The 23050-nt window shown below is 67.5% G+C and carries 17 protein-coding genes, 2 pseudogenes and 1 riboswitch; of the genes and pseudogenes, 9 read left to right on the forward strand and 10 right to left on the reverse strand.

The window, feature by feature from the left end; all coding sequences use genetic code 11:
• Nucleotides 1–38: 38 nt before the first annotated feature.
• From ACYVGE_RS01810 to ACYVGE_RS01820, 3 genes are all read right to left on the reverse strand, one after another.
• Nucleotides 39–1643: a peptide chain release factor 3 gene (locus tag ACYVGE_RS01810; protein ID WP_310051288.1), complete on the reverse strand. Its 1605-nt coding sequence runs from the start codon at nt 1641–1643 to the stop codon at nt 39–41.
• 136 nt (nt 1644–1779) lie between these two features.
• Nucleotides 1780–2688 (reverse strand): peptidoglycan DD-metalloendopeptidase family protein, encoded by a 909-nt coding sequence (locus ACYVGE_RS01815; protein ID WP_460726523.1) that lies wholly within the window; start codon nt 2686–2688, stop codon nt 1780–1782.
• A gap of 28 nt (nt 2689–2716) precedes the next feature.
• The gene (locus ACYVGE_RS01820; protein WP_460726525.1) at nt 2717–3811 is read right to left on the reverse strand and encodes an NHL repeat-containing protein; all 1095 of its coding nucleotides are present in this window, start codon (nt 3809–3811) and stop codon (nt 2717–2719) included.
• 242 nt (nt 3812–4053) lie between these two features.
• Nucleotides 4054–4190: riboswitch (SAM riboswitch) on the forward strand.
• 72 nt (nt 4191–4262) lie between these two features.
• Between ACYVGE_RS01820 and metX the strand changes: the two genes are divergently transcribed.
• The 4 genes from metX to ACYVGE_RS01840 all read left to right on the forward strand — a co-directional run bounded on the left by metX (nt 4263) and on the right by ACYVGE_RS01840 (nt 8486).
• On the forward strand, nt 4263–5318 hold the full coding sequence (gene metX / locus ACYVGE_RS01825) for a homoserine O-succinyltransferase MetX (RefSeq protein WP_460726527.1): 1056 nt from the start codon (nt 4263–4265) through the stop codon (nt 5316–5318).
• Nucleotides 5315–6526: an O-succinylhomoserine (thiol)-lyase gene (locus ACYVGE_RS01830; protein WP_460726528.1), complete on the forward strand. Its 1212-nt coding sequence runs from the start codon at nt 5315–5317 to the stop codon at nt 6524–6526. The genes metX and ACYVGE_RS01830 overlap by 4 nt, the downstream gene beginning before the upstream one ends.
• The gene (locus tag ACYVGE_RS01835; RefSeq protein WP_460726530.1) at nt 6523–7698 is read left to right on the forward strand and encodes a homoserine dehydrogenase family protein; all 1176 of its coding nucleotides are present in this window, start codon (nt 6523–6525) and stop codon (nt 7696–7698) included. The genes ACYVGE_RS01830 and ACYVGE_RS01835 overlap by 4 nt, the downstream gene beginning before the upstream one ends.
• An 89-nt stretch (nt 7699–7787) precedes the next feature.
• A complete protein-coding gene (locus ACYVGE_RS01840; RefSeq protein ID WP_460726532.1) occupies nt 7788–8486 on the forward strand; it encodes a response regulator transcription factor in 699 nt (232 codons plus the stop codon).
• On the opposite strand, the gene ACYVGE_RS01845 is transcribed toward ACYVGE_RS01840, so the two are convergent.
• Nucleotides 8487–9836, reverse strand: a complete 1350-nt coding sequence (locus ACYVGE_RS01845; protein WP_460726534.1) for a sensor histidine kinase — start codon at nt 9834–9836, stop codon at nt 8487–8489.
• A gap of 334 nt (nt 9837–10170) precedes the next feature.
• On the opposite strand from ACYVGE_RS01845, the pseudogene ACYVGE_RS01850 reads away from it, so the two are divergent.
• The 4 genes and pseudogenes from ACYVGE_RS01850 to ACYVGE_RS01865 all read left to right on the forward strand — a co-directional run.
• Nucleotides 10171–13227: pseudogene (locus ACYVGE_RS01850) on the forward strand (ESPR-type extended signal peptide-containing protein); the annotation flags it as partial.
• A gap of 165 nt (nt 13228–13392) precedes the next feature.
• Nucleotides 13393–14145 (forward strand): annotated as a pseudogene (locus ACYVGE_RS01855) (YadA family autotransporter adhesin); the annotation flags it as partial.
• 327 nt (nt 14146–14472) lie between these two features.
• Nucleotides 14473–16224, forward strand: a complete 1752-nt coding sequence (locus ACYVGE_RS01860; RefSeq protein WP_460727271.1) for a S8 family peptidase — start codon at nt 14473–14475, stop codon at nt 16222–16224.
• A gap of 44 nt (nt 16225–16268) precedes the next feature.
• Entirely contained in the window at nt 16269–16586 is a 318-nt protein-coding gene (locus ACYVGE_RS01865) for a hypothetical protein (RefSeq protein ID WP_460726536.1), read from the forward strand.
• A gap of 63 nt (nt 16587–16649) precedes the next feature.
• Here the strand turns inward: ACYVGE_RS01865 and ACYVGE_RS01870 are convergent, their stop codons facing one another.
• The 3 genes from ACYVGE_RS01870 to ACYVGE_RS01880 form a co-directional block, all read right to left on the reverse strand.
• The gene (locus ACYVGE_RS01870; protein WP_460726538.1) at nt 16650–16982 is read right to left on the reverse strand and encodes a low molecular weight protein tyrosine phosphatase family protein; all 333 of its coding nucleotides are present in this window, start codon (nt 16980–16982) and stop codon (nt 16650–16652) included.
• A gap of 26 nt (nt 16983–17008) precedes the next feature.
• A complete protein-coding gene (locus ACYVGE_RS01875) occupies nt 17009–19198 on the reverse strand; it encodes a putative bifunctional diguanylate cyclase/phosphodiesterase (protein WP_460726540.1) in 2190 nt (729 codons plus the stop codon).
• 107 nt (nt 19199–19305) lie between these two features.
• A complete protein-coding gene (locus ACYVGE_RS01880) occupies nt 19306–20688 on the reverse strand; it encodes an L-serine ammonia-lyase (RefSeq protein ID WP_460726542.1) in 1383 nt (460 codons plus the stop codon).
• A 109-nt stretch (nt 20689–20797) separates the two neighbouring features.
• On the opposite strand from ACYVGE_RS01880, the gene ACYVGE_RS01885 reads away from it, so the two are divergent.
• On the forward strand, nt 20798–21037 hold the full coding sequence (locus tag ACYVGE_RS01885; protein WP_460726544.1) for a glutaredoxin family protein: 240 nt from the start codon (nt 20798–20800) through the stop codon (nt 21035–21037).
• Nucleotides 21038–21096: 59 nt separating this feature from the next.
• Here ACYVGE_RS01885 and ACYVGE_RS01890 read toward each other — a convergent pair whose 3' ends face one another.
• From ACYVGE_RS01890 to ACYVGE_RS01900, 3 genes are read right to left on the reverse strand one after another with little or no spacing between them, the layout of a single operon-like run.
• A complete protein-coding gene (locus tag ACYVGE_RS01890) occupies nt 21097–21648 on the reverse strand; it encodes a YceI family protein (RefSeq protein WP_460726546.1) in 552 nt (183 codons plus the stop codon).
• Nucleotides 21638–22246: a cytochrome b gene (locus ACYVGE_RS01895; protein WP_460726548.1), complete on the reverse strand. Its 609-nt coding sequence runs from the start codon at nt 22244–22246 to the stop codon at nt 21638–21640. Before ACYVGE_RS01895 ends, ACYVGE_RS01890 begins: the two co-directional genes overlap by 11 nt.
• Nucleotides 22243–23004 (reverse strand): YceI family protein, encoded by a 762-nt coding sequence (locus tag ACYVGE_RS01900; protein ID WP_460726550.1) that lies wholly within the window; start codon nt 23002–23004, stop codon nt 22243–22245. Before ACYVGE_RS01900 ends, ACYVGE_RS01895 begins: the two co-directional genes overlap by 4 nt.
• Nucleotides 23005–23050 lie beyond the last annotated feature (46 nt).

Below are 23050 nucleotides of genomic sequence, written 5' to 3' on the forward strand. Positions count from 1 at the left end.
GCGTTTTCCTTTGCAGTGCAAAAACGAAACGTCGCCGCTCAGTCCAGCGATACCGCGTGCGCATGCTCGCGGGTGGCGAGGAACTGCACACCCGGCGCCCGCTCCTGCGCCAGTTGCAGGTTGACCCGGGTCGGGGCGAGGTAGACAAGCTCACCGGCCGCGTCGATGGAGAGGTTCATCGCGTTCTTGTCGCGGAACTCCTCCAGCTTCTTCGCATCCGCGCACTTGATCCAGCGTGCGGTGGCGACATTGACCTGCTCGAAGCTGGCGTCGACGCCGTATTCGTCCTTCAATCGGTACGCGACCACGTCGAACTGGAGCATGCCGACCGCGCCCAGGATCAGGTCGTTCGACATCAGCGGGCGGAAGAACTGGGTGGCGCCTTCCTCCGACAGCTGGGCGAGTCCCTTCTGCAGCTGCTTGAGCTTGAGCGGATCGCGCAGGCGCGCGCGGCGGAACAGTTCGGGAGCGAAGTTGGGAATGCCGGTGAACGACAGCATTTCGCCTTCGCTGAAGCTGTCGCCGATCGAGATCGTGCCGTGATTGTGGATGCCGATGACGTCGCCGGGCCATGCGCTCTCGGCGATCTCGCGATCCGATGCCATGAAGGTCAGCGCGTTCGCCAGCTTCACTTCCTTGCCGGTGCGCGGCTGGAAGGCCTTCATGCCGGCGCTGAACTTGCCCGAACAGATACGCATGAACGCGACGCGGTCGCGGTGCTGCGGGTCCATGTTCGCCTGGATCTTGAACACGAAGCCGGACAGATGTTGTTCGTACGGCGCGACTTCGCGGCTGGTCGTGCCGCGCGGCTTGGGCGAGGGCGCGTGTTCGATGAAGAAATCGAGCAGCAGCTGCACGCCGAAGTTGTTGACCGCCGAACCGAAGAACACCGGCGTCTGCTTGCCGGACAGGTAGGCGGCCGGGTCGAACGGATGCGAGGCGCCCTGCACCAGTTCCAGTTCGTCGCGCACCTCCTGCAGCATCGGCGTGCCGATGCGTGCTTCCAGCGCCGGATCGTCCAGCGACGCGAAGATCGTCGAATCCTGGCGGGTGAAGTTGCGGCCCTGCTCGTAGAGGTGGACTTCGCCGGTGATCAGGTGGACCACGCCCTTGAGGCGCTGGCCCATGCCGATCGGCCAGGTCACCGGCGCGCACTGGATGCCGAGCACGCTCTCGACCTCATCCAGCAGATCGACCGGACTCTTGCCCTCGCGATCGAGCTTGTTGATGAAGGTCATGATCGGCGTGTCGCGCAGGCGGCACACCTCCATCAGCTTGATCGTGCGTTCCTCGACGCCCTTGGCGACGTCGATCACCATCAGGGCGGAGTCGACCGCGGTGAGCACGCGATACGTGTCCTCGCCGAAGTCGGCGTGGCCGGGGGTGTCGAGCAGGTTGACGATGCGGCCCTCGTACGGGAACTGCATCACCGAGGACGTCACCGAGATGCCGCGCTCCTTTTCCAGCGCCATCCAGTCGGACGTCGCGTGGCGCGCGGCCTTGCGGCCCTTGACCGAGCCGGCCATCTGGATCGCGCCGCCGAACAGCAGCAGTTTTTCGGTGAGCGTGGTCTTGCCGGCGTCGGGGTGCGAAATGATCGCGAACGTGCGGCGGCGCAGGGCTTCGAGGGAAACGTCGGACATGGCGTCGGCGCGCCGGGCGGCGCGTCGTGGAGCGGGGAAGGGTGGGGATTATAGGGGAAGCCGGGGCCGATCCCGGGCCGGGCCACTCCCGTAGTTCACCTGGGCCAGCCGCGGGACGCATCCCGGCGCCGAAGTCTTATCGCGGGCTGCTACCGCCGGCGATCCGCAGCGGCCCGTCCGGCCCGCGCATGTGGAAAGGCAGCGATTCCAGCTTCATCCCGCGGTTCACCTGAACCACGAAATGCAGGTGCGGCCCGGTGGTGAAGCCGGTATTTCCGGACAGACCGATCATCTGGCCGGCGCGGACACGCTGGCCCACCCGCACCAGGGCGCCTTCCTCGCGCAGGTGCGCGTACAGGGCCATCGTGCCGTCGTCGTGCAGGATGCGGATGAAGTTGGCGCGGCCGCCGTATTTCTCCCGGCTCAGGCCGGCCTTGGCGAAATCGTTCTCGACCTGCATCACCACGCCGTCGCGTGCAGCCAGCACCGGCGTGCCGATGTCCGCGGCGAAATCGACGGCGTAGCGGTTCTGGGGGTCGTCGTGGCTGAAGCTGCCGCCGAAGCCCTGGTCGATGCGGAAGTCGCGTTGCCGCAGCGGCAGCAGGTATTCGACATCGCGTGGCCGCGCGCTGGGATCGCCGGGCAGGCTGTCCATCATCAGTTCGCCGCCACGGGAGCCGTCGAGCACGGCCACCAGCGTCGTGCCGCGGGCGGGCACCGTGGCGCGCGCCGGCAGCGGCGGGTCGCTTTCGAGGCCACCGCCCCGCGCCTGAAGCAGCACTTCGATCGGGCCCGCGAGGTTGTTGTCGGCGAAGGCGAGGTAGCGGCCGTTGCTGGTTTCCAGGCGCAGGCGCGCGACCGCACGCGGCTCGGCGACGACCGGGATGACCTTGACCGAGCCGGCCTTCACCGCCGGGCTCGCGCCGTCGGGCGCGTTGTCGCCGTAATGGGTGACGCCGTTCTTGTCGGTCCACTTGTAGACCTTGGCGGCGTGCGCGCCCATGCCCAGGCCGGCCAACAACGTGGCGATGGCCAACACGGTCATGGATCGCGCAACTGCCATCGCCGCTCGCCTACTCGGTGCAACCCTGTTTCAGGCCCAACGATCGTGCCACATCGCGCAGGTCGAAGGCAGCAACGGCCTTGTCGTCGCTCTGCGCAAACAGCGCACCACCGGGAAACGCCGCCGTGGCCGCGGCATGCAGGGTCACGCCATCGGTCCGCGCCGTTTTCGCGCCCTGGAAACTGCCTACCGGCTTGAGCGTCACGCGGTCGAAGAGATGGAAGATCGTGAGCGGCGCGAGCTGGTCGACGGCGATCCAGTAGCCGCTGCCATCGGGGCAGGTCCATAGCGCGACACCCTCGGCTTCGGCGCCGAACGCGTCCTGCGGCAGGCTGCGGCCGGTGTAGTGGCCACTGAAGGTGTATTCGCGCAGCGTCGAGAGATGGCGGCGGTCCTCGTCGGCGACCAGCATCCGGTCGTTCTCCGGATCGCCAGCGATGGATTCGACCATGCGCAACGCGCTTTCTTCATGGGTATCGCCGAAGGAGCCCGCGTACTGGGCACGCATGGCGCCGTCCTGGTCGAAGACCACGCGGTAGCGGCGCACGCGCTGGTTCAGTTCCTCGAACGGCGGCACCACGTCGAACTTCTTGCCGTACATGAAACTGTCGGTGATGTAGACGTCCAGCTCGCCGGGTTCCTTCTCGGTCAGCCAGATGCCGTACGGGCTGCGCAGTTCCTTCTCGCCGAAGGTGCCGATCGTCTTGAAGTCGGGCAGCGACAGCAGTTGCACGCGATGGTTGTCGCGCTCGACCACGAACAGGTAATCGCCCTGCACCGCGATCCCGTTCGGGCGCTTGAACTGGCCCGGCCCCGGGCCTTCCTCGCCGACGGTGCGCAGTTCCACGCCGGTGTCCGCGTCGAACACCACCAGGCGGTGGCTCGACTTGCCGGTGGCGATCAACCAGGTCTTGCCGTCCTCGGCAGGCCAGGTGGCGAGCGAGTCGAGTTCCTCGGCGGGGGTCTCGTCGGAGGTGTAGGCCTCGACGACGGTGACCGGGTTCGGAGCGGCGGCAGTGGCAGGAGGAGCGGTTTCGCGAGGCGTGGTAACGCAGGCACTCAGCAGGGCGGCGAGGCCGGCCGCAATCAGGAGACGTGGATTCATGGGGTGAAGTGTATGCGGCGGGCGCCGCGGCAGGCGATGGGAGGGATAACGGGACGCGGCATTGTGTCGAAATCCGGGCCGATCGGGGACGGTTGTTCCATCGTGGCCGGCCGCGCGTGGCAACCGTGTCGGAAATCGTCTGCCTCGCCCCGATGCCTCTGGCGTCATGACGATTGGAAATATATATCGCTTTATTCGCATGAAGCGATTGACTTGATGGCGAGGCGCTGGCAGTCTGGCGGCATCCATCGAGACCGGCTGAGGGACAGGCCCTTTGACGCCGGGGCAACCTACCGCTTCCACCGCATCGCGGTGACGGAGCGGGAAGGTGCCAACTCCTGCGGAACCCGCGCCATCGCGAGGCTCCGGAAGATGGTTGTGGCTTCGCCTGCAGCAGGCGAGGGCCGCAGCTGACGACTCGGTGGTCCTTACTTGGACCGGAATCGCCGACATGAGCTTCGCCAGCAACCTCGAAAAAACCACGCACTCCACCGCTTCCTTCATCTGCCATGCGCCGGATGCCATTCCTGCACAGCGGGGCGAGGTCGTGGTGTCCCTCGCCCTGCGCCACGCCGGCACGCACATCGTCACCCTGCGTTACGAGGTCTGCGGCGATGCGGCGCTGCCCGCCGTGTTCGTCGCGGGCGGCATTTCCGCAAACCGGCATGTCGGTAGCAGCGAGGCCTTCGCCGATGCAGGGTGGTGGGAAGCGCAGGCCGGGGTCGGGCGCGCGCTGGATCCCCGCCGGCACCGGCTTGTCGCCTTCGACTGGCTGGGCAGCGACGGCAGCCTCGATGCGGTGATCGATCCGGCCGACCAGGCCGATGCCATCGCCTGCGTGCTGGATGCGCTGCGCATCCAGCGCCTCGAAGCCTTCGTCGGCTGTTCCTATGGCGCGATGGTGGCCCTGCAGTTCGCGGCGCGCCATGGCGCACGCCTCAACCAGGTCGTCGCCATCAGCGGCGCCCACCGCGCCCATCCGTTCTCCAGCGCGTGGCGCGCGCTGCAACGCCGCGCGGTCGCGCTGGGCGCGCTGCAATGCGACGAAAGCCACGGCCTGGCCCTGGCGCGGCAGCTGGCGATCCTCAGCTATCGCACGCCGGAGGAATTCGCCGAGCGCTTCGACGCGGCGCAGGTCGTCGACGGTCGCGTACGCGTCGCCGCGGAGGACTACCTCGACCACTGCGGCGCCCAGTACACGGCACGCACGCCTCCGCTCGCGTTCCAGCGCCTCTCCGAATCGATCGACCTGCAATCCGTCGCCCCTGAATGCATCGACGTGCCGGTGACCGTCGTCGCGGTCCAGGAGGATCGCCTCGTTCCCATTGCCGACAGCCTGGATCTCGCGCAGCGCGTGCGCGGTCCCACGCGTGTCCAGGTCCTGCGCTCGCTGTTTGGCCACGATGCCTTCCTCAAGGAGGAGGCCGCGATCGCTGCGGTATTGAGCCACGCGCTGCAGCCCGCTGCGACGTCCCACTCTCCCATTGCCATCGAGGCCGCCGCATGAGCATTCCCTTCCGCACTTCCCCACGCCACCACCGCTGTACCAGCGCCGTGCGCGCCGGCATCGACCGCGACACCGCGTTTGGCGCCGTGACGCCGCCCATCGTGCTGTCGTCCAATTTCAGCTTCGCCGGCTTCGATCAGAAGCGGCAGTACGACTACACCCGCAGTGGCAATCCGACCCGCGACCTGCTCGGCGAGGCGCTGGCGGAACTCGAAGGGGGCGCCGGTGGCGTGATCACCGCGACCGGCATGGGCGCGATCACCCTGCTGCTGCATGCACTGCTGCAGCCCGGCGATCGCCTGGTGGTGCCGCACGATTGCTACGGTGGCAGCTGGCGCCTGTTCAACGCGTTGGCGAAGAAGGGCGCGTTCGAACTCATCACCGCCGATCTCACCGATCCGCGCTCGCTGGCCGAAGCCTTGCGCGAGCCACCCAGGGTGGTCTGGATCGAAACGCCGTCGAATCCGCTGCTGCGCATCACCGACCTGCGCTTCGTCATCGAAGCCGCGCACAAGGCCGGTGCACTGGCCGTGGTCGACAACACCTTCCTGTCTCCGGCGCTGCAGCAGCCCATCGCCTTCGGTGCCGATTTCGTCCTGCACTCGACCACCAAGTACATCAACGGCCACAGCGACGTGGTCGGTGGCGCCGTGGTGTCGAAGGACGCTGAGCAGCACGACCAGATCGCGTGGTGGGCGAATGCGCTGGGGCTCACCGGCTCGCCCTTCGACAGCTTCCTGACCCTGCGCGGCCTGCGCACGCTGGATGCACGCCTGCGCGTGCACGAGGAAAACACGCGGGCGCTGGTGGAACTGCTCGACGGCCATCCCGCCGTCGCCGCGCTGCATTATCCCGGCCTGCAAGGCCACGCCGGCCATTCCGTCGCGGCCAAGCAGCAACATGGCTTCGGCGCCATGCTCAGCGTCGAACTCGAAGGCGGCAGCGAAGCCGTACGCGCATTCCTCGACGGCCTGCAGTGTTTCACCCTGGCCGAATCGCTGGGCGGCGTGGAAAGCCTGATCGCGCATCCGACGACGATGACGCACGCGGCGATGGCGGCCGAAGCGCGCGCGGCGGCCGGCATCGGGGATGGCCTGTTGCGTCTGTCGGTGGGGATCGAGCATGCGGACGACCTCGTCGCCGACATCGCCGCCGCACTGGATCGCGCCGGCGCGCTGGGCACCGGCGCCAAACGCGTGGCGAAATGAGCGCAGTCGTCGACGTCGCGCGCAGGACGCCGCAAGCCGGCGTGCGCGTGCACGCCAACGCTGGCGCACGCGTCGCCCTGCTCGGCACCGGTACCGTGGGCCGGGCGGTGCTGGCGCGGTTGGCGTCGTGGTCCGGCACCGCGCTGGGTGAACGACTGCACCTGGTGCACGTGGCGAACTCACGCATTGCCGTCGCCGATACTGCGGGCGTGTGCCCGTGGCAGGCGGGAATCGCGCTCGGCGCTGCTTCCGTTGCGGATGCCGGCGTCCCGTTCCCGGCGATATCAAACGTGCGTCCCCTGGCTTCGGCGCCTTCGTCACTCGATGCCGTTGCCATGGCGCTGGGCCTGTCCGGGCCACGCATCGTGATCGACGCCACCGCCAGCGAAGCCGTGGCCGCACGCCACGCGGCCTGGCTCAAACAAGGCATCCACGTCGTCACGGCCTGCAAGCTGGGCCAGGGCACCTCGCTCCAGCGCTGGCGCGAGATCCGCGCGGCCTGCGCAGAACGCAATGCACGCTACGGCGACAGCGCGACCGTCGGGGCGGGCCTGCCGCTATTGCGTTCACTGCGCGAACTGCAGGAAGGCGGCGACCGCATCCAGTCCATCGCCGGCGTGCTGTCGGGCTCGCTGGCCTGGCTGTTCAATCATTACGACGGCATGCGGCCATTTTCCGCGCTGGTGCGGCAGGCGCGCGATGCCGGCTACACCGAGCCCGATCCGCGCGACGACCTTTCCGGCGAAGACGTGCGCCGCAAGATCGTGATCCTCGCGCGCGCGGCAGGCGTCGAGCTGGAATCGCAGGACGTGGACGTCACGTCGCTGGTGCCGCCGGAACTCGCCGTGCTGTCGAAGGACGCCGTCGACGCCGCCTTGCCGGCACTGGACGCATCACTGCGCCAGCGCTTCGCCGCGGCGTACAAGAATGGCGAAAAGCTGCGCTTCATCGCCCGGCTCGAACGCAACGCCAAGGGCGAGGCCAGGGCACGCGTGGGCCTGGAATCGCTGCCCGGCGATCATCCGCTGGCCGGAGGCGCCGGCACCGACAACAAGGTCGCGATCTGGTCCGACCGTTACCGCACCCAGCCGCTGGTCATCCAGGGCCCGGGCGCAGGTGCCGACGTCACCGCTGCGGGACTGCTCGACGACGCGCTGCGAGTGCTGCGCTGACAGCGGCCACGAATCGCGCGAGATTGGCGCCGGGCCGCGGCGAGGTCCGGTAGGATTCCAGACTTCCAGCGTCTGGACTGAACCGCGCCATGGCCGCCCCCGCGGAACCCCTGCACATCGCGCTGCTCGAAGACGACGCGCTGCTGCGCGAACGCATCCTGCTTCCCGGTCTCGCCAACTACGGGTTTTCCGTTGAGGGCATGGAGACCGGCGCATTCCTGCTGGACCGGCTGCTGACCACGCCGTACGACATCGTCGTGCTGGACGTGGGATTGCCGGACGCTGACGGCTTCACCGTGGCGCGCATGCTGCGCGAGTCGCATCCGGCCATCGGCATCGTGATGCTCACCGGGCGGACGCAGACGCACGACCGCGTGCGCGGTCTCACCGAAGGCGCGGATGCCTACCTGCCCAAGCCGGTGGAGATCGACCTGCTGGCTGCGACCCTGCACAGCCTTGGCCGGCGCGTCCGGGGGACGCCACGCAACCCATCGCGGCAATGGCATCTCGATGCGGATGGCTGGTGCCTGGTGTCGCCCGCCGGCAGCAGCGCCGCATTGACCCGAGCCGAGCGCCGCGTCGTCGAACGCCTGCTGGCGGCGCCGGGGCAACTGGTGACGCGCGACCACCTGATCGCCGCGCTGACCGACAACGTGTTCGAGTTCGACACGCATCGGCTCGATTCGCTCATCTATCGCCTGCGCCGCAAGGTGCAGGACACCTGTGGCGAGCCCTTGCCACTCAACGCCGTGCATGGCGAGGGTTACGTACTGAGCACCGCGCTCTGATCAGCCCGGCATCGCGCCGGCCAGTGGCAGGCGGATGCGGAATCGCGTGCCCTGGCCCGGGGCACTTTCCACTTCGATTTCGCCGCCCACGGCTTTCACCAGGTCGCGGGTGACCGCCAGCCCCAGGCCGGTGCCGTCGCCGGCCTGCTTGGTGCTGAAAAACGGCTCGAAGATCCGTGCGCGGACCTGCTCGTCCATGCCGTGGCCGGTGTCGCTCAACACGATCTGCGCCATGTCGGATGTCGCCGCGGTGCTGCACGTGAAGGTGCCACCGCCAGGCATCGCATCGCGGGCGTTGGCCGCGATGTTGAGCAGCATCAGTTCGAATTCGCTGCGGTCCAGCCGTACCGGAACGGACGCATCGCCGGTTTCCAGCTCGACCCGCACCGAGGGCGGGAACAACTGGCGCAGCAGGGGCCGCAGCTCGAGCAGTGCCTGGGCGGCATCGAACACTTCGATCCGGAGCACGTCGCGGCGACTGAAGGTCAGGAGTTTGCGGGTGATGGTGACGCCACGCCGCGCCGCCACTTCCACGCCCTCCAGTGAATCGTGCATCGCGTTCGCGCGCTCGTTGCCCGAGCCGAGTTCGTCGGCCTGGTGGCGTTGCCGCGCGAAGCCCAGGATCACGTCGAGCAGGTTGCTGAAGTCGTGCGCGATCCCGCTGGCGAGGCGGCCGCTGGCTTCCATCTTCTGCGCATGGATCAGTTGCGATTGCGTGCGCTCGCGTTCGAGCATCTCGTGCTGGAGCTGGACACGGTGTTCGTTCGCTTCGGCGAGGCTCTCGCGCAAGGCCTTGATCGAGCGGTCGAGGATGATGGTGATGAGCCCGTAACTGATCAGCACCGCCGGCACGTTGACCAGCGCCGCGCCGATCGGGATGCCGGCCTTCACCGCCTGGTTCACCTCGACCGTGAAGCCGGTGGCGAACACTACCATCAACAGTCCGAATGCGATCCACAGCGCGCGCCGGCCCAGCACGAGGCCGCTGATCACCAGGGTCAACATGGTCGGCGCCGGATCGATCGCCTGCGACAGCACGCCGGTCATGAAGAACACGATCTCCAGCGAGACGAGCTGAAGTGCGAGGAACAGCATGATCGCCGGCCGGAAGCGACCGCGCCGGATCATCGCGATGCTCACCCACGCCATGGCGGCGATGAGCATGTCGATCGCGAAGATCAGCATCCTCGCCTCGTTGATCTCGCCGCCGCTGCCCAGGCGCCAGGCCCAGTTCACCGGCAGCAGCAGGCCGTAGAACAGCAGGAGCAACTGCATCACCGGCGCGTTGCGGCGGTCGACCGGATCCTCGATCGGCGCGCTTGCCAGCCAGTCGCGGATGCGCTTCCACATGCGGTTTGCGTCCTCGGCTGCGAGCGCCCACGTGGCGCGCACGGAGCAGGCTACCTGCGGCGCGTGGGCCGCGGAAGGTGTGAAGGCGGCGGTGAGATTTCCGTGAGTATTGGGTGAGAAACCAAGCGTGACAACCCGCGCCACGCCGCCTTAGGTTCGCCAGCGCTGCCGCTACGTTGCATTTGCCAACGAACGCGGCAGTCGAACCACATGCCCAGGGCGGGGGCGAATCAACTGCATGCGATGCAGCGGCAACGGCCGTTTTTCAACGGGCGTTTTGGGCCGACGGGCGTCGTTTGTTCTCAAAAAAGTGATCCAAGGCGGAGAGAGTTTGATGAACAAGATTCATGGCCGGGTGTGGAGTCATGCCAGGCAGGCGTGGGTGGTCACCTCGGAACTGGCCTCGACCCAGGGCAAGCGTGACGGCCGTCGCCGCCTGCGTGGCGCCGTCACGGGCACGGTGCTGATGTGCAGCCTCGCGCTGGGGCCCCCGGTCCTCGCCCAAGAAGTCACCATCGAGCGCAACGGCGACGCCTGCACGGTGCGCGTCGCAGGCCAGGACACGGCGCGGCCGATCGATTGCGCGCTGTTCGAGCAGGCCAATGCGGGCATCAACGCCTTGACGGGCAGCGGCTATTTCCTCGCGGACGGTGCCGGCGATGGCAGCGATGACCCGATCGCGGCCGGCGACGGGGCGCTTGCCGCCGGTCGCGGCAGCCAGGCGGTCGCCGATGCCACTACCGCAGTCGGCTCGGACAGCATCGCCGCCGGTGTGAACGCCACCGCGGTTGGTGCGATGAGTGTCGCCGCCGGTGAAAACAGTACTGCGGCCGGCGACTCGAGCATTGCCAATGGCGCCGACAGCAGCGCCTTCGGCTACCAGAGCGATGCCGAGGGCGACTACGCGACCGCGCTGGGCAGCAGCAGCCTGGCGCTGGGCACGGGATCGACGGCGGTTGGCGATGGCGCCAACGCACTGGGCGAGTTCAGCACCGCCACAGGCTATGGCAGCGTCGCCAGCGCCGATTATTCGACCGCACTCGGCGAGGCCAGCCAGGCCCTCGGCAACGCGTCGGTCGCGCTCGGCGCGGAAAGCCTCGCGCAGGGCACCGACAGCGTCAGCATCGGTGCGGCCAGCTTTGCCGGCGACTACGCCACCGCTGCGGGTACGTTGAGTTATGCCGCCGGTTTCGGCTCCAGCGCCTTCGGTGACAACGCCTTTGCGGACAACGACTTCGCACTGGCAATGGGCGCGAACTCCATGTCGCTATCCATCGGCGGCATCGCGCTTGGTACCGGCAGCTACGTCGACACGCTCGCCGACCACGCCATCGCCATCGGCAACGATGTGTACGCCTACGGCAAGAACTCGATCGCCATGGGCGGTCTGTGGACCACCGCGGGTGCCGATGGCGCCATTGCGATCGGCGGCACGATGGCCTGCGAAGGCTTCTTTTGCATCGAGCAGAACACCGCGGCCTGGGGCGTCAACAGCCTTGCGCTCGGTGCCGGGGCGACGGCGCAGGCTGCCGGCGCGACCGCCGTGGGCAGTGGTTCCCAGGCCAACGGCCTGACGTCGACGGCGCTTGGCCAGTTCGCCTATGCCAACAACGACAACGCCGTCGCCATCGGCGCCCGCGCGATCGTATGGGGCAACAACTCGGTGGCGATCGGTGCCGATTCCTACGCCGATCGCGACAACACGGTGTCGGTGGGCAACAGCTGGGGCATGACGCGCCAGATCACCAACGTGGCGGACGGCACCGAAGCCAACGATGCCGTGAACAAGGCGCAGCTTGATGCGGTCGCCGCCGACGGCCACTACTTGGCCGCCGATGGCGTCGCCGACGGCAGCGATGACGCGATCGCCGCGGGCGAACATTCGCTCGCTGCCGGCGCCAACGCCGTTGCCAACGGCGTGGAGAGCATCGCGTCCGGATTCCAGAGCAATGCCGACGGCGATTATTCGACCGCGGTCGGTGGCAGCAGCCTCGCGCTCGGCGAGGGTTCGTCGGCGTTCGGCACCGGCGCCAATGCCATTGGCGAATTCAGCAGCGCCAGCGGCTATGGCGCGGTCGCGGAGGGTGCTGACAGCAGCGCGTTCGGTACCAATGCGATGGCGCTTGGTGCGTCCAGCTTCGCCGGTGGCGACAGCGCGCAGGCCAATGGCGGCGGCAGCGTCGCGCTGGGCGCCAACAGCATCGCGAACGGTTCCAGCGGCGTCTCCATCGGCAACGGCGCCGAGTCGAACGGCTTCTTCTCCGCGGCAATCGGCGGCTCGGCCTTGGCCGACAGCCCGTTCTCGACCGCGATCGGCGCGTTTGCAACGGCTTCGGCATGGGAAAGCACGGCCGTGGGCTCGGGTTCGGCCGCAATCGGCTGGGATTCCACCGCAGTGGGTGCGGGCACGCAGGCCGGCGATGGCGGCGTGGCGATCGGTGCGGGTGCGAGTTCGGGTTACTGGTTCTACGACGAGACCACCGGCGAAAACACCTTCATCGCTACGTCGGGCACCGCCGTCGGCCAGAACGCGATGGCCACGGGCCAATACAGCACGGCGCTGGGCGGTTTTTCGGACGGTTCGTTTGCCTCGGCTGGCGCCGCGGGCAAGAACAGCACCGCGCTGGGTGCCGGTGCCTATGCCGGTTCCTACAGTTCGCTCGTCGGCGACTACACCACCGCGGTGGGCTCGGAGGCGTGGGCGGTCGGCGGTTCGGCCACGGCGCTTGGTTTCAACAGCTTCGCCCAGGCGGACAACGCACTGGTGCTCGGCGCCAATGCCTGGACGTCGGATTCCGCCAGCAACAGCGTCGCACTGGGCCAGGGGTCGTACGCCGATCGTGCCAACACGATCTCGGTTGGCGCGGTGGCGGACTGGACCGATGCTGCGGGCGCCGTGCACGCAGCGATCGATCGCCAGATCACCAATGTTGCGGCCGGTACTGAAGCCACCGATGCGGTGAACAAGGGCCAGCTCGACACAGTCGCAGCGGCGGTCGGTGCCGTCGCATCGAACGCGGTCGGTTACGACGATGCCGGCAAGGGCCGCGTGACCCTGGCCGGTGCAACCGGCACGGTGATCGCGAACGTGGCGGCAGGCGAACTCAGCGCGACCAGCAGCGAAGCCGTCAACGGCAGCCAGCTGTTCGACACCAACAACCGTGTCACCGTGGTTGAAGGTCGCGTCGATACGCTGGAGACGCAGATCGGCAACTTCGCCGGAACGATCGCCAACGCGGTCAGCTATGACGGTGTGGCCAAGGACACGCTGACGCTGTCGGGCGCCGGCGGCACCACGATCGGTAACGTCAAGGCCGGCACGAACGCGATGGATGCGGCCAACTTCGGTCAGCTGTCGTCGATGGCGGCGATGTTCGGTGGCGGTGCGATGTTCGACGCCAATGGCATGCTCATGGCGCCCAGCTACGCGATCCAGGGCGCCAGCTACGGCAATGTCGGCAATGCGTTTGCGGCCATCGACGGGGTGCTGAGCGGGATCGACAACCGCCTGTCGTCGCTGGAACGCGGTGCCGGTCTGCCCGGCGGCACCGGCAACGGTCTGGCGATCGGCAACGGCAGTCACGCCAACGACGTCAACGACACGGCGGTCGGCAACGGTTCGACCGTCGGCGCCGCCAACGGCACGGCGCTCGGCAACAACAGCAACATCGACGCCGCGGCTACCAACGCGGTGGCGGTCGGCGCCGATAGCAACGTGACCGCGGCCAACGGCACCGCCATCGGCCAGGGCTCCTCGGTTACCGCCGACAGCGCGGTGGCGATCGGCCAGGGCTCCGTGGCGAACGAGGCCAACACGGTTTCGGTCGGCAGCGTCGGCAACGAACGCAAGGTCACCAACGTCGCCGCGGGTACCAACGCCACCGATGCAGTGAATGTGCAGCAGATGCAGGCAGGGAATGCGGCGACGCTGGCGTCGGCCAACACCTATACCGACACCACGGCCACGCAGACGCTGACGCGCGCCAACACCTACACCGACAGCCGCATCAACGCGTTGAGCGATCAGTTCACCCAGTTGACCGGCGACGTGTGGAATCGCCTCGACAGCCAGGACCACCGCATCGACCAGCAGGGCGCGATGAGCGCGGCGATGCTGAACATGGCCACCAGCGCGGCCGGTATCCGTACCCAGAACCGCGTCGGTGTCGGCGTCGGTTTCCAGAACGGTGCCACCGCGATCTCGATCGGTTACCAGCGGGCGATCTCCGATCGCGCCACGTTGACGTTCGGCGGCGCCAGCAGCAGCGATGACACCTCGATCGGCGCTGGCCTCGGCTTTGGTTGGTAAGCGAAGTGTTCTAGCCCAGCACTTCCACGACCCGACATGCGCGGGGGCCCCCGCGCATATCGGATTGGCGGGCCGACTTCCTGCAATACGAAAGATCACCCATTCGAAACACAACAGTTCACGACGCATGGCGCCGGTGCCTGACTCGGAAGCAGCCCCAGCCGCCCTTCGTCGACCTCAATTTCCTCGGAGAGAGCAATGAAGAACAGCACCCGTATTCTTGGCGCCGGCGCGTTGACCGCAGCCGTCCTCACCGCCCTGTCCGCCCTGGCGGCGGGGCACGCCAATCCCACTGCATCGACTGTGTCATCGCTGGGCGCACAGACGATGACCGGTGCCACGAGCGCCGCATCGACGGCGCCGCGTTCCGGACGCATTGTCCTGCCGGGCAAACTCGTGAAGCAGGGCAGCTTCGATCGCTTCATCGTCAAGTACAGGACCGGCGCGGCAGCCTCACGCAGCACCGGCACGCTGTTGAACACAGTGAATGCCGCGGCGATGCGCGCGGGCGTCGCGGGCCTGGCGATCCAGGCCAATGGCACGCGCACCGCGCTGGGCCTGCAGCATGTCCGCAAGCTCGCCATCGGCGCGGACCTCGTGCGCCTGTCGCGCCATTTGACCCAGGCCGAAGCGGACGCGTTGCTGGTCGAGCTGCGCGCCGACCCGATGGTCGAGTTCGCGCAACCGGATTATCTCAGGCAGCGGTTGTCGTTCATGCCCAATGATCCGCACTACGGCTACCAGTGGCATTACTTCCATCCCACCGCCGGCATCCAGGCACCGACCGCGTGGGACACCACGGCCGGCGAAGGCGTCGTCGTGGCGGTGCTCGATACGGGCTATCTCGATCACGCCGATCTCAACGCCAACATCGTTCCCGGTTACGACTTCATCATCGACACCGATGTCGCCGGCGATGGCGACGGACGTGATGCCGATGCGCATGATCCGGGCGACTGGGTGGGTTCGGACGACAGCTCGTTCCACGGCACGCATGTAGCCGGCACGGTGGGTGCGGTGACCAACAACAACCTCGGCATGGCCGGCGTCGCGTTCAACGCCAAGGTGCAGCCGGTGCGCGTGCTTGGTCACGGTGGCGGCTACACCTCCGACATCGCCGATGCGATCACCTGGGCATCCGGCGGTACTGTCGCTGGCGTGCCTGCCAACGCCACGCCGGCGGAAGTCATCAACATGAGCCTGGGCGGTTATGGCGCCTGCAGCACCGATCCGGTGACGCAAGCCGCCATTGACGGTGCGAACAGCCGCGGCGTGACCGTCGTGGTCGCGGCCGGCAACAGCAACACCGACGCGGCCCAGTTCTCGCCGGCCAGCTGCAAGGGTGTCATCACGGTGGGCGCCACCGGCCAGACCGGCGCGCGTGCGAGTTATTCCAACTACGGCGGCACCGTTGCGCTGGCGGCACCGGGTGGCGATTACACCGGCGTCGCCCCGGACTACGGCGTCATCTGGTCACTCGGCAACACGGGCACGCAGGCGCCGGTCGCCAGTCCCGGCGGCGATCTATATGTCGGCATGCAGGGTACGTCGATGGCGAGCCCGCACGTGGCCGGTGTCGTTGCCTTGATGCAGAGCGCCGCCAACGCCGCCGGCAAGCCGGCGCTGACGCCGGCCCAGGTCAAGACCGTGCTGCGTGCCACGGCGCGTCCCTTCGGCGTGACGCCACCGTTCAGTCAATCGATCGGTTCGGGCATCGTCGACGCCGGCGCCGCCGTGCAGGCCGCCATGCAGGACATTCCCGCCGATACGAGCATGCTGCTGACCAACCGCGTCGCCGTCAGCGCGCAGTCCGGCACTGCCGGTGATGCGTTGACGTACCGGATCATCGTGCCAGCCGGAAAGACCAGCCTGAACCTGCGCACTTATGGCGGCAGCGGCGATGTGTCGATCTACGTGGCACGCGACCGGATGCCGTCGACGGCCAGCTACGACCGCAAGTCGGCCAAGGCCGGCAACGCCGAAACGGTGGTGATCACCAGTCCGGCGGCCGGGACCTACTACCTGCTCGTCACGGGCGAAACGGCTTTCGCCAATGTGTCGGTGCTGGGCCTTTACTGACGGCACGCGAACCGGATGGGCACGCGCAGATGGAAGCGGAATCCATGAGCCCGGGAAAGCTGCTCACGAACTGCGTTGCAGTCGTGGACCAGGCTGGCGCCGCCGGGGACGCGCTGCTGTTCCGGATCGACGTTCCCCCGCGGGCGCGCAGGTTGACCCTGCGCGCCCAGGGGCAGGGCGGCGTCGCCCTGTTCGTGAGCCACGCATGCGTGCCGACGCCACTGCACTGCGATCACGAATCGGTGCTGCTGGCCAACATCGAGACGGTAACGATCGACCATCCGCGCGAGGGGACTTATTTCCTCAGTGTTGTCGGGCGCAGCGACTTCAGCGAGGTGTTCGTCCTGGGCATGTATATCTAGCCCGCAACGACTATCACGGAGGCGGGGAAACCCGCCTCTCTTTTTTTGCGGTCGAATCTGCGCTCAGGTGGACGGCAGGTGGCGCGGCACCTTGGCCTTTAGCAGGCGCACAAGGTCGGGATCCATGAACTCGTAGTCGTCCGGGATGTCCAGGCAGACCACGCGCGCATTGCCCAGATGCGGCTTGAACCGCGACGACAGCTTGGAGCGATGCGCCCGTTCCATCACGAAGATGATGTCGGCCCAGTGCAGCAGCTCCGGCGTCACCGGATTTTCCGCATCGTGGTTGAGCCCGGCCGAGGACGTCTCGATGCCCGGCCAGTCGGCGAATACCTGTTCGGCCGTCGGACTGCGCAACCGGTTCTGGCTGCAGATGAAAAGAACGTGGCGTGCCAAAGCGTTCTGCAGCCCTTTCGAGTGGTTCAGGCCACGGCCGATTTTGCCGCGAAGAACGACTCGATCGATTGCGGCCGTCCGAACAGGTAGCCCTGTGCGTAGTCGACCTGCATCTCCTGCAGGATGCGGTGCTCCGCTTCGGTCTCGACCTGTTCGGCGATTGTGCTCTTGCCGATCACGTGGGCGATGTCGCCGATCGAACGCACGACCGCCTGCGACAGTGGCGAGGCTTCGAGGCCGCGGATGAAGCTGCCGTCGATCTTGATGTAGTCGACATCCAGATCGCTGAGGTAGCCGAACGAGCAGAAGCCGGTGCCGAAGTCGTCCAGCGCGAAGCGGCAGCCGAGGTCGCGCATCTGGCCGATGAAGCGCTGCGCGCGCTGGCGATCGCGGACGACGCTGGTTTCGGTGATTTCCAGGCACAGGTTCTGCGCCGGGAAGCTGCTGCGGCGCAGGCGCATCGCGAGGTAGTCGGCGAAGTGCTCGTCGGTCAGCGTGGCGCCGCTGAGGTTGATGCCGCAGCTGGTCACGCTTTTTGCCGCCTGCGGATTGCGCTCCAGCCAGCGCAGCGTCGCATCGATGACGTAGCGGTCGATGCGCGGCCCCATGCGGAAGCGTTCGGCGGCGGAGATGAATTCGGCCGGCACGTGGATGCGGCCATCGGGCTCCTGCCAGCGCAGCAGCACCTCGAAATGGACGCCGCCGGACCGGGTGTTGTGCGTCGGCACGATGGGCTGCACGTAGAGCAGGAACTGCTCGCGTTCGAGCACCTCGCGGATCCGCAGCGCGGACCGCATCACCGCGCTGTGTGCCTGCGCCTCGTCGCTGCTCGGATACGACACGTGGAACCGGTTGCCGCCCAGTTCCTTGGCGGCGAAGCAGGCGGCATCGGCATGCGAGAAGAGCATGTCGTAGTCGCGGTCCTGCGCGGTCGCCGACACCAGGCCGATGCTCGCGGTGGTGGTGAGCACCTGGTCCGCCCACGGCACCCGCATCGCCTCGATTTCAGTGAGCAGGCGGCGGGCCTCGACTATCGCGCCGGCCTCGCCTCGCGGCAGCAGGATCGCGAACTCGTCGCCGCCGGTGCGGGCCACGACGGCCGCATCGCCAACCACCGCACCGATCGCGCCGCCGATGGCGTGGATCATGTCGTCGCCGGCGACATGGCTGGTGCTGTCGTTGATGATCTTGAGATTGTCGAGGTCGAGGTAGAGCAGGGTGGCCGGCGCGTCCGTGGCGGACAGGAGGCGGCGGGCTTCCTCTTCGAAGGCCGTGCGGTTGAGCAGGCCGGTCAGGGTGTCGCGGGTGGCGCGCTGGTAGAGCGCGTAAGAGGTCGTGCGCTGCTCCAGCCCGGCGAGCGCCATCATCACCGGAATCACCGCCACCAGGCACAGCAGTAACAGCAGGACCGCGGTCTCGACCAGCGACTTCGGTGCGGTGAATCCACCCACTCCCAGTCCGGCGGAAACGCTGAAATATGTGACGGTCACCCCGGTTGCCACCGCCGTCCACACCGGCGCGAAACGCAGCGCGGACCACAACAGCAGCACCAGCGACACGCTGATCATGCCGAGTACGTAGATGCCGCGGCCACCGAGCGCCGGGATGGCGATGAAGCTCGTGGCCAGCAGCGCGAGCCAGAACATGCGTTCGCGGCGGGATGCGGGTTCGTGGAAGGGCGAAAGCCGATGCAGCGGATTGCGCGTGGTCGTGGCCAACAGCAGGGTGGGGGCGACGACGGCGATGCCCAGCATGTCGCCCAGTGCCCAGCGGATGAAGGCGTCCGGCGTGCTGGCGTAGTCCATCTGGCCGGCCTGCTGCATGGCAAACAGGCCAAAAGCGGCGCTGAGCACGCTCTGGATCACGCCGCCCCCGAGCAGGCGCATGCCGTCGTCCGTGCGCAGGTGCAGGACCCGGCTCCGCAGCACGTACCAGGCCGCGAGGGCAGTCGATGCGGTTTTCCCGGCGACGATCAGCGCCACGTAAAGCGGAGTGGGCTGTTCCAGCTGGAGCGCATACAGCAGCGAGCCCACGGCGACGACCGCGGTCCAGCGCAGGCCGTAACGCACGGCGACGGCGTAGCCGATGCCCGCACTCGGCCACAGCAGGGCGACGCCGTCGGAATTGCGCAGGAAACGCGAGGCCAGTACCGCGCAGGCAAAGTAGAGCGCGGTCCACATAACGAAGTGGCGGAACTTTCGAGCGTTTCCCTGCATGGCCCCAGTCTACAGGTCAAATCCTGGCGCGTGGCTCGCCCCACTGCGCAATCCGGACGGCCTCGCCACGGGAGCGGGGGCCAAGCCGGGGCGGGATGAAACGTGCTTCAGCATTCGATCACGTTGACCGCGAGTCCGCCACGCGAGGTTTCCTTGTACTTGTCCTGCATGTCGCGGCCGGTATCGCGCATGGTCTTGATGACCTTGTCGAGCGAGACCTTGTGCTTGCCGTCCCCGCGCATCGCCATGCGCGAGGCGTTGATCGCCTTCACCGAGCCCATCGCGTTGCGCTCGATGCAGGGGATCTGCACCAGCCCGCCGATGGGGTCGCAGGTGAGGCCGAGGTTGTGCTCCATGCCGATTTCCGCGGCGTTCTCGATCTGTCCCGGGGTGCCGCCCAGCGCGGCGGTGAGGCCGGCCGCCGCCATCGAGCAGGCCACGCCCACTTCGCCCTGGCAGCCGACTTCGGCGCCGCTGATCGATGCGTTTTCCTTGTAGAGGATGCCGACCGCGGACGCGGTGAGCAGGAAGTCGAACACGCCCTGTTCGTTCGCGCCCGGGCAGAAGCGGTCGTAGTAGTGCAGCACGGCGGGAATGATCCCGGCGGCGCCGTTGGTGGGCGCGGTGACGACGCGGCCGCCGGCGGCGTTCTCCTCGTTCACCGCGAGCGCATACAGATTTACCCAGTCGAGCACGGTCAGCGGATCGCGCATCGCGGCCTCGGGCTTGCCGGAGAGTTCGGCATGCAACGCGGGGGCGCGGCGCGTGACGTGCAGGCCACCAGGCAGGGTGCCTTCCGAACGGATGCCGCGCGCCACGCAGGCCTGCATCGCGGTCCAGAGGTCGCGCAGGCCCTGGCGGATCTCGGGGCCGGAACGCCAGGCATGTTCGTTGGCGAACATCAGCGCGGCGATGGTCTGCCCGTGGGCCTCGCACTGCTGCAGCAGTTCGGCGCCGCTGTGGAACGGGTAGGGCAGCTCGGTGGTGTCGGCGACGATGCGGTCTTCCGCCGCCTCGTCCTGGTTGACGACGAAGCCGCCGCCGACCGAGTAGTAGTCGCGCGTGGCCAGTACCTCGCCCGCGGCGTCGTAGGCGATGAAGCGCATGCCATTGGTGTGGAAAGGCAGCTTCTGCCGCTTGTTCATGATGAGATCGTTCTTCTCGTCGAAGGCGATCTCGTGTTTGCCGAGCAGGCGGATCTTCTTCTCGCCACGGATGCGGGCGAGCGCATCGGGGATGACATCGGGATCGATCTCGTTCGGCATGTGGCCTTCCAGGCCCATCAGCACGGCCTTGTCGGTACCGTGGCCGCGGCCGGTCAGGGCGAGCGAGCCGAAAACCTCGGCGCGCACGCGCGCGGTCCTTTCAAGGTTGCCGTTTTCCTCCAGCCATTTCTGCGCGAAGCGGCAGGCCGCCCGCATCGGGCCGACGGTGTGCGAGGAGCTCGGGCCCACGCCGATTTTGAACAGGTCGAAGGTGCTGACAGCCATGGTGGTTCCAGATTGATGGTGCACGCGCGAGTGCCCGCGCGAATCGGCCTATTCTATGCCCGCCGCGCGGCCCGCCCGCGCAATTCTCTGGCGTATTGAGGGGTTTTCGTTGAAGAAGCGCTCGTTGGTCCTGTTCCAGCGCGACGACTGCCACCTGTGCGATCTCGCCCTGGACGTGTTGGCGCAGGCGCAGGCCCCGGAGTTCGAGAGTGTGTTCATCGACGGCGACGCCCTGCTCGAGGAGCGCTACGGCACGCGGGTGCCCGTTTTGCGGGACGAGGCGAGCGAAACCGAACTGGAATGGCCGTTCGACGAGGGCCAGTTGCGGGAATGGCTGGCCCGGAATTGAAAGGCAAATGCTGAACGCCCGGCGCAAGGCCGGGCCTGCCGTCCCCGTCGTTCAGGAAGTCACTTCGCCGGAGTGAAAATCACCTTGGTGCTGACCGCGATCGAATTAGGGACGAGATCGGTCTCGGCCCAGTCGCCCTGGCCCACGCCGAAATCCAGCCGGTTCACCACGGCCTTGCCGGACAGGACCGGCTGCGCGCCCGGCGTCCATGTGAACGTCAGGGCGACGGGCTTGCTGACGCCGCGCAGGTTCAGGGTGCCGTTGGCGACGAAATTGTTGCCGCCGAGCGCGCGGAAGCTGGTCGCGGTGTAGCGCGCCTGCGGGAACTTCGCCGCGTTGAAGAACGAACTGCCGCGCATCTCGCCGTCGTAGTCGCTGTTGCCGGTGCTGGCGGTGGCGAGCGGGATGGTGACGTCGAGCTTGGCATTCGCCAATTGCGCGGGATCGAACGAGAACCGGGTGACAAAACCCGGGAAGCGGCCGGTGAAGGCCTCGCCCTCGTAGGTGCCGGCGAAGGCCAGCACCGAGCCCGGCGCCTGCACGTAGTCAGCCGCGACCACGGGTGAGGCCGCGACCATCAGACCGGCAAGGAAAACGAACTTAAACGACATCGCGGCGCTCCTGGGCGATGGGGGGAGTGGGAGTGGCATGGGGTACGCGCAGCCAGCCGCGCGGCAGCATGCGCGCCAGGGTGGCATCGTGCTGGAAGACGTGGTGGTAGATCGCGGCGGCCGCATGCATGACTGCAACGGCGATCAGTGTCCAGAACAGCCACTCATGCACTTCCACGGAGACTTCGTGCAGCGCTTTGCTCTTGCCTGCTATCGCCGGCAGGTTGAAGAGTCCGAACCAGCGCAATGGGAAGCCGGCGGCCGAATTCAGCACCCAGCCGCTGATCGGTATGGCGACCACCAGCGCGTACATCGCGGCGTGGGTGAGCGATGCGATGCGTTCCTGCCAATGCGGCGTACCCGGCACCGGCTTGGGCGCGCCTGCGTACAGGCGCCACAGCAGTCGCAGCGCGATCAGCGCCAGCACCGTGAGGCCGAAGGATTTGTGCAGCAGGTAGACCTGGATCTTGTCCGGGCTGTTGCGCATCTCCGTCATCACCAGGCCGACGGTGCCCAGACCCAGGATCAGCAGCACGATCAGCCAGTGCAGCAGCTGGCTGACGGGGCCCCAGCGTTCGGCGGTGTTCTTCCAGGTCATGGATGGTCTCGTTGTGGTGGCGGTGGCGGCTGGTCCGGCTCAGGCTGCGGGGAGGCGGGCTGCGGGGAGGGCTGGCAGTCGGTAGAGGCAGGTGGAGCGGTTTCGGATTCGCGGTCGGGCTGGCATTCCTCGGCCGGGGCGGGTTCGGCGGCGGCCGGAGCTTCCCTGCCTTCGCCTTGGCCGCGAGCGGCCTCGGCTTCGATCAACAGCTTGACCTCGTCGCCGATCACCGTTGGCCACGCCGTCATCCCGAAGGCCTTGCGGCTCAGGACCGCTGTCGCGGAAAACCCGGCGGTGCGGTGGAACGGTGGCAGTGGATGCCGCTTGAGCGCGTTGAAGGTCACGTCCATGCACACGGGCTGGGTGACACCACGCAGGGTGAGATCACCGCAGACCATCGCGTGGTCGGCATCGATGCCCTCGACCTGGTTGGAAACGAAATGCGCCTCGGGATGGTGCTTGCCGTCGAGCAGGTTGGTGCCCAGCACCGACGCGTTCCATTTCGCATCGCCCAGGTCCAGGCGAGTGAGCGGTACCGTAACGTCGACCTGCGCACTGCGCCAGTCGTCGCGATCGAAACGGAGCGTGCCGGAACTGCCGGAAATCGAGCCCATCGCATGCGAGAAACCGGCGTGCTCCACCAGGAAGACCACGCGCGTGTGGACGGGATCGAGCGAATAGGTCGCGGTTTCGGCCTGGGCCGCGCCGGCGGCGGACAGGAGCGCGCATGCGAGCAGGCAGGACAGGCGACACGCCATGGCGGAGCCCTCGAGGGGGAGGCGGCCGATTCTAGGCCGCGCTGAC

Source organism: Lysobacter rhizosphaerae, assembly GCF_054779795.1.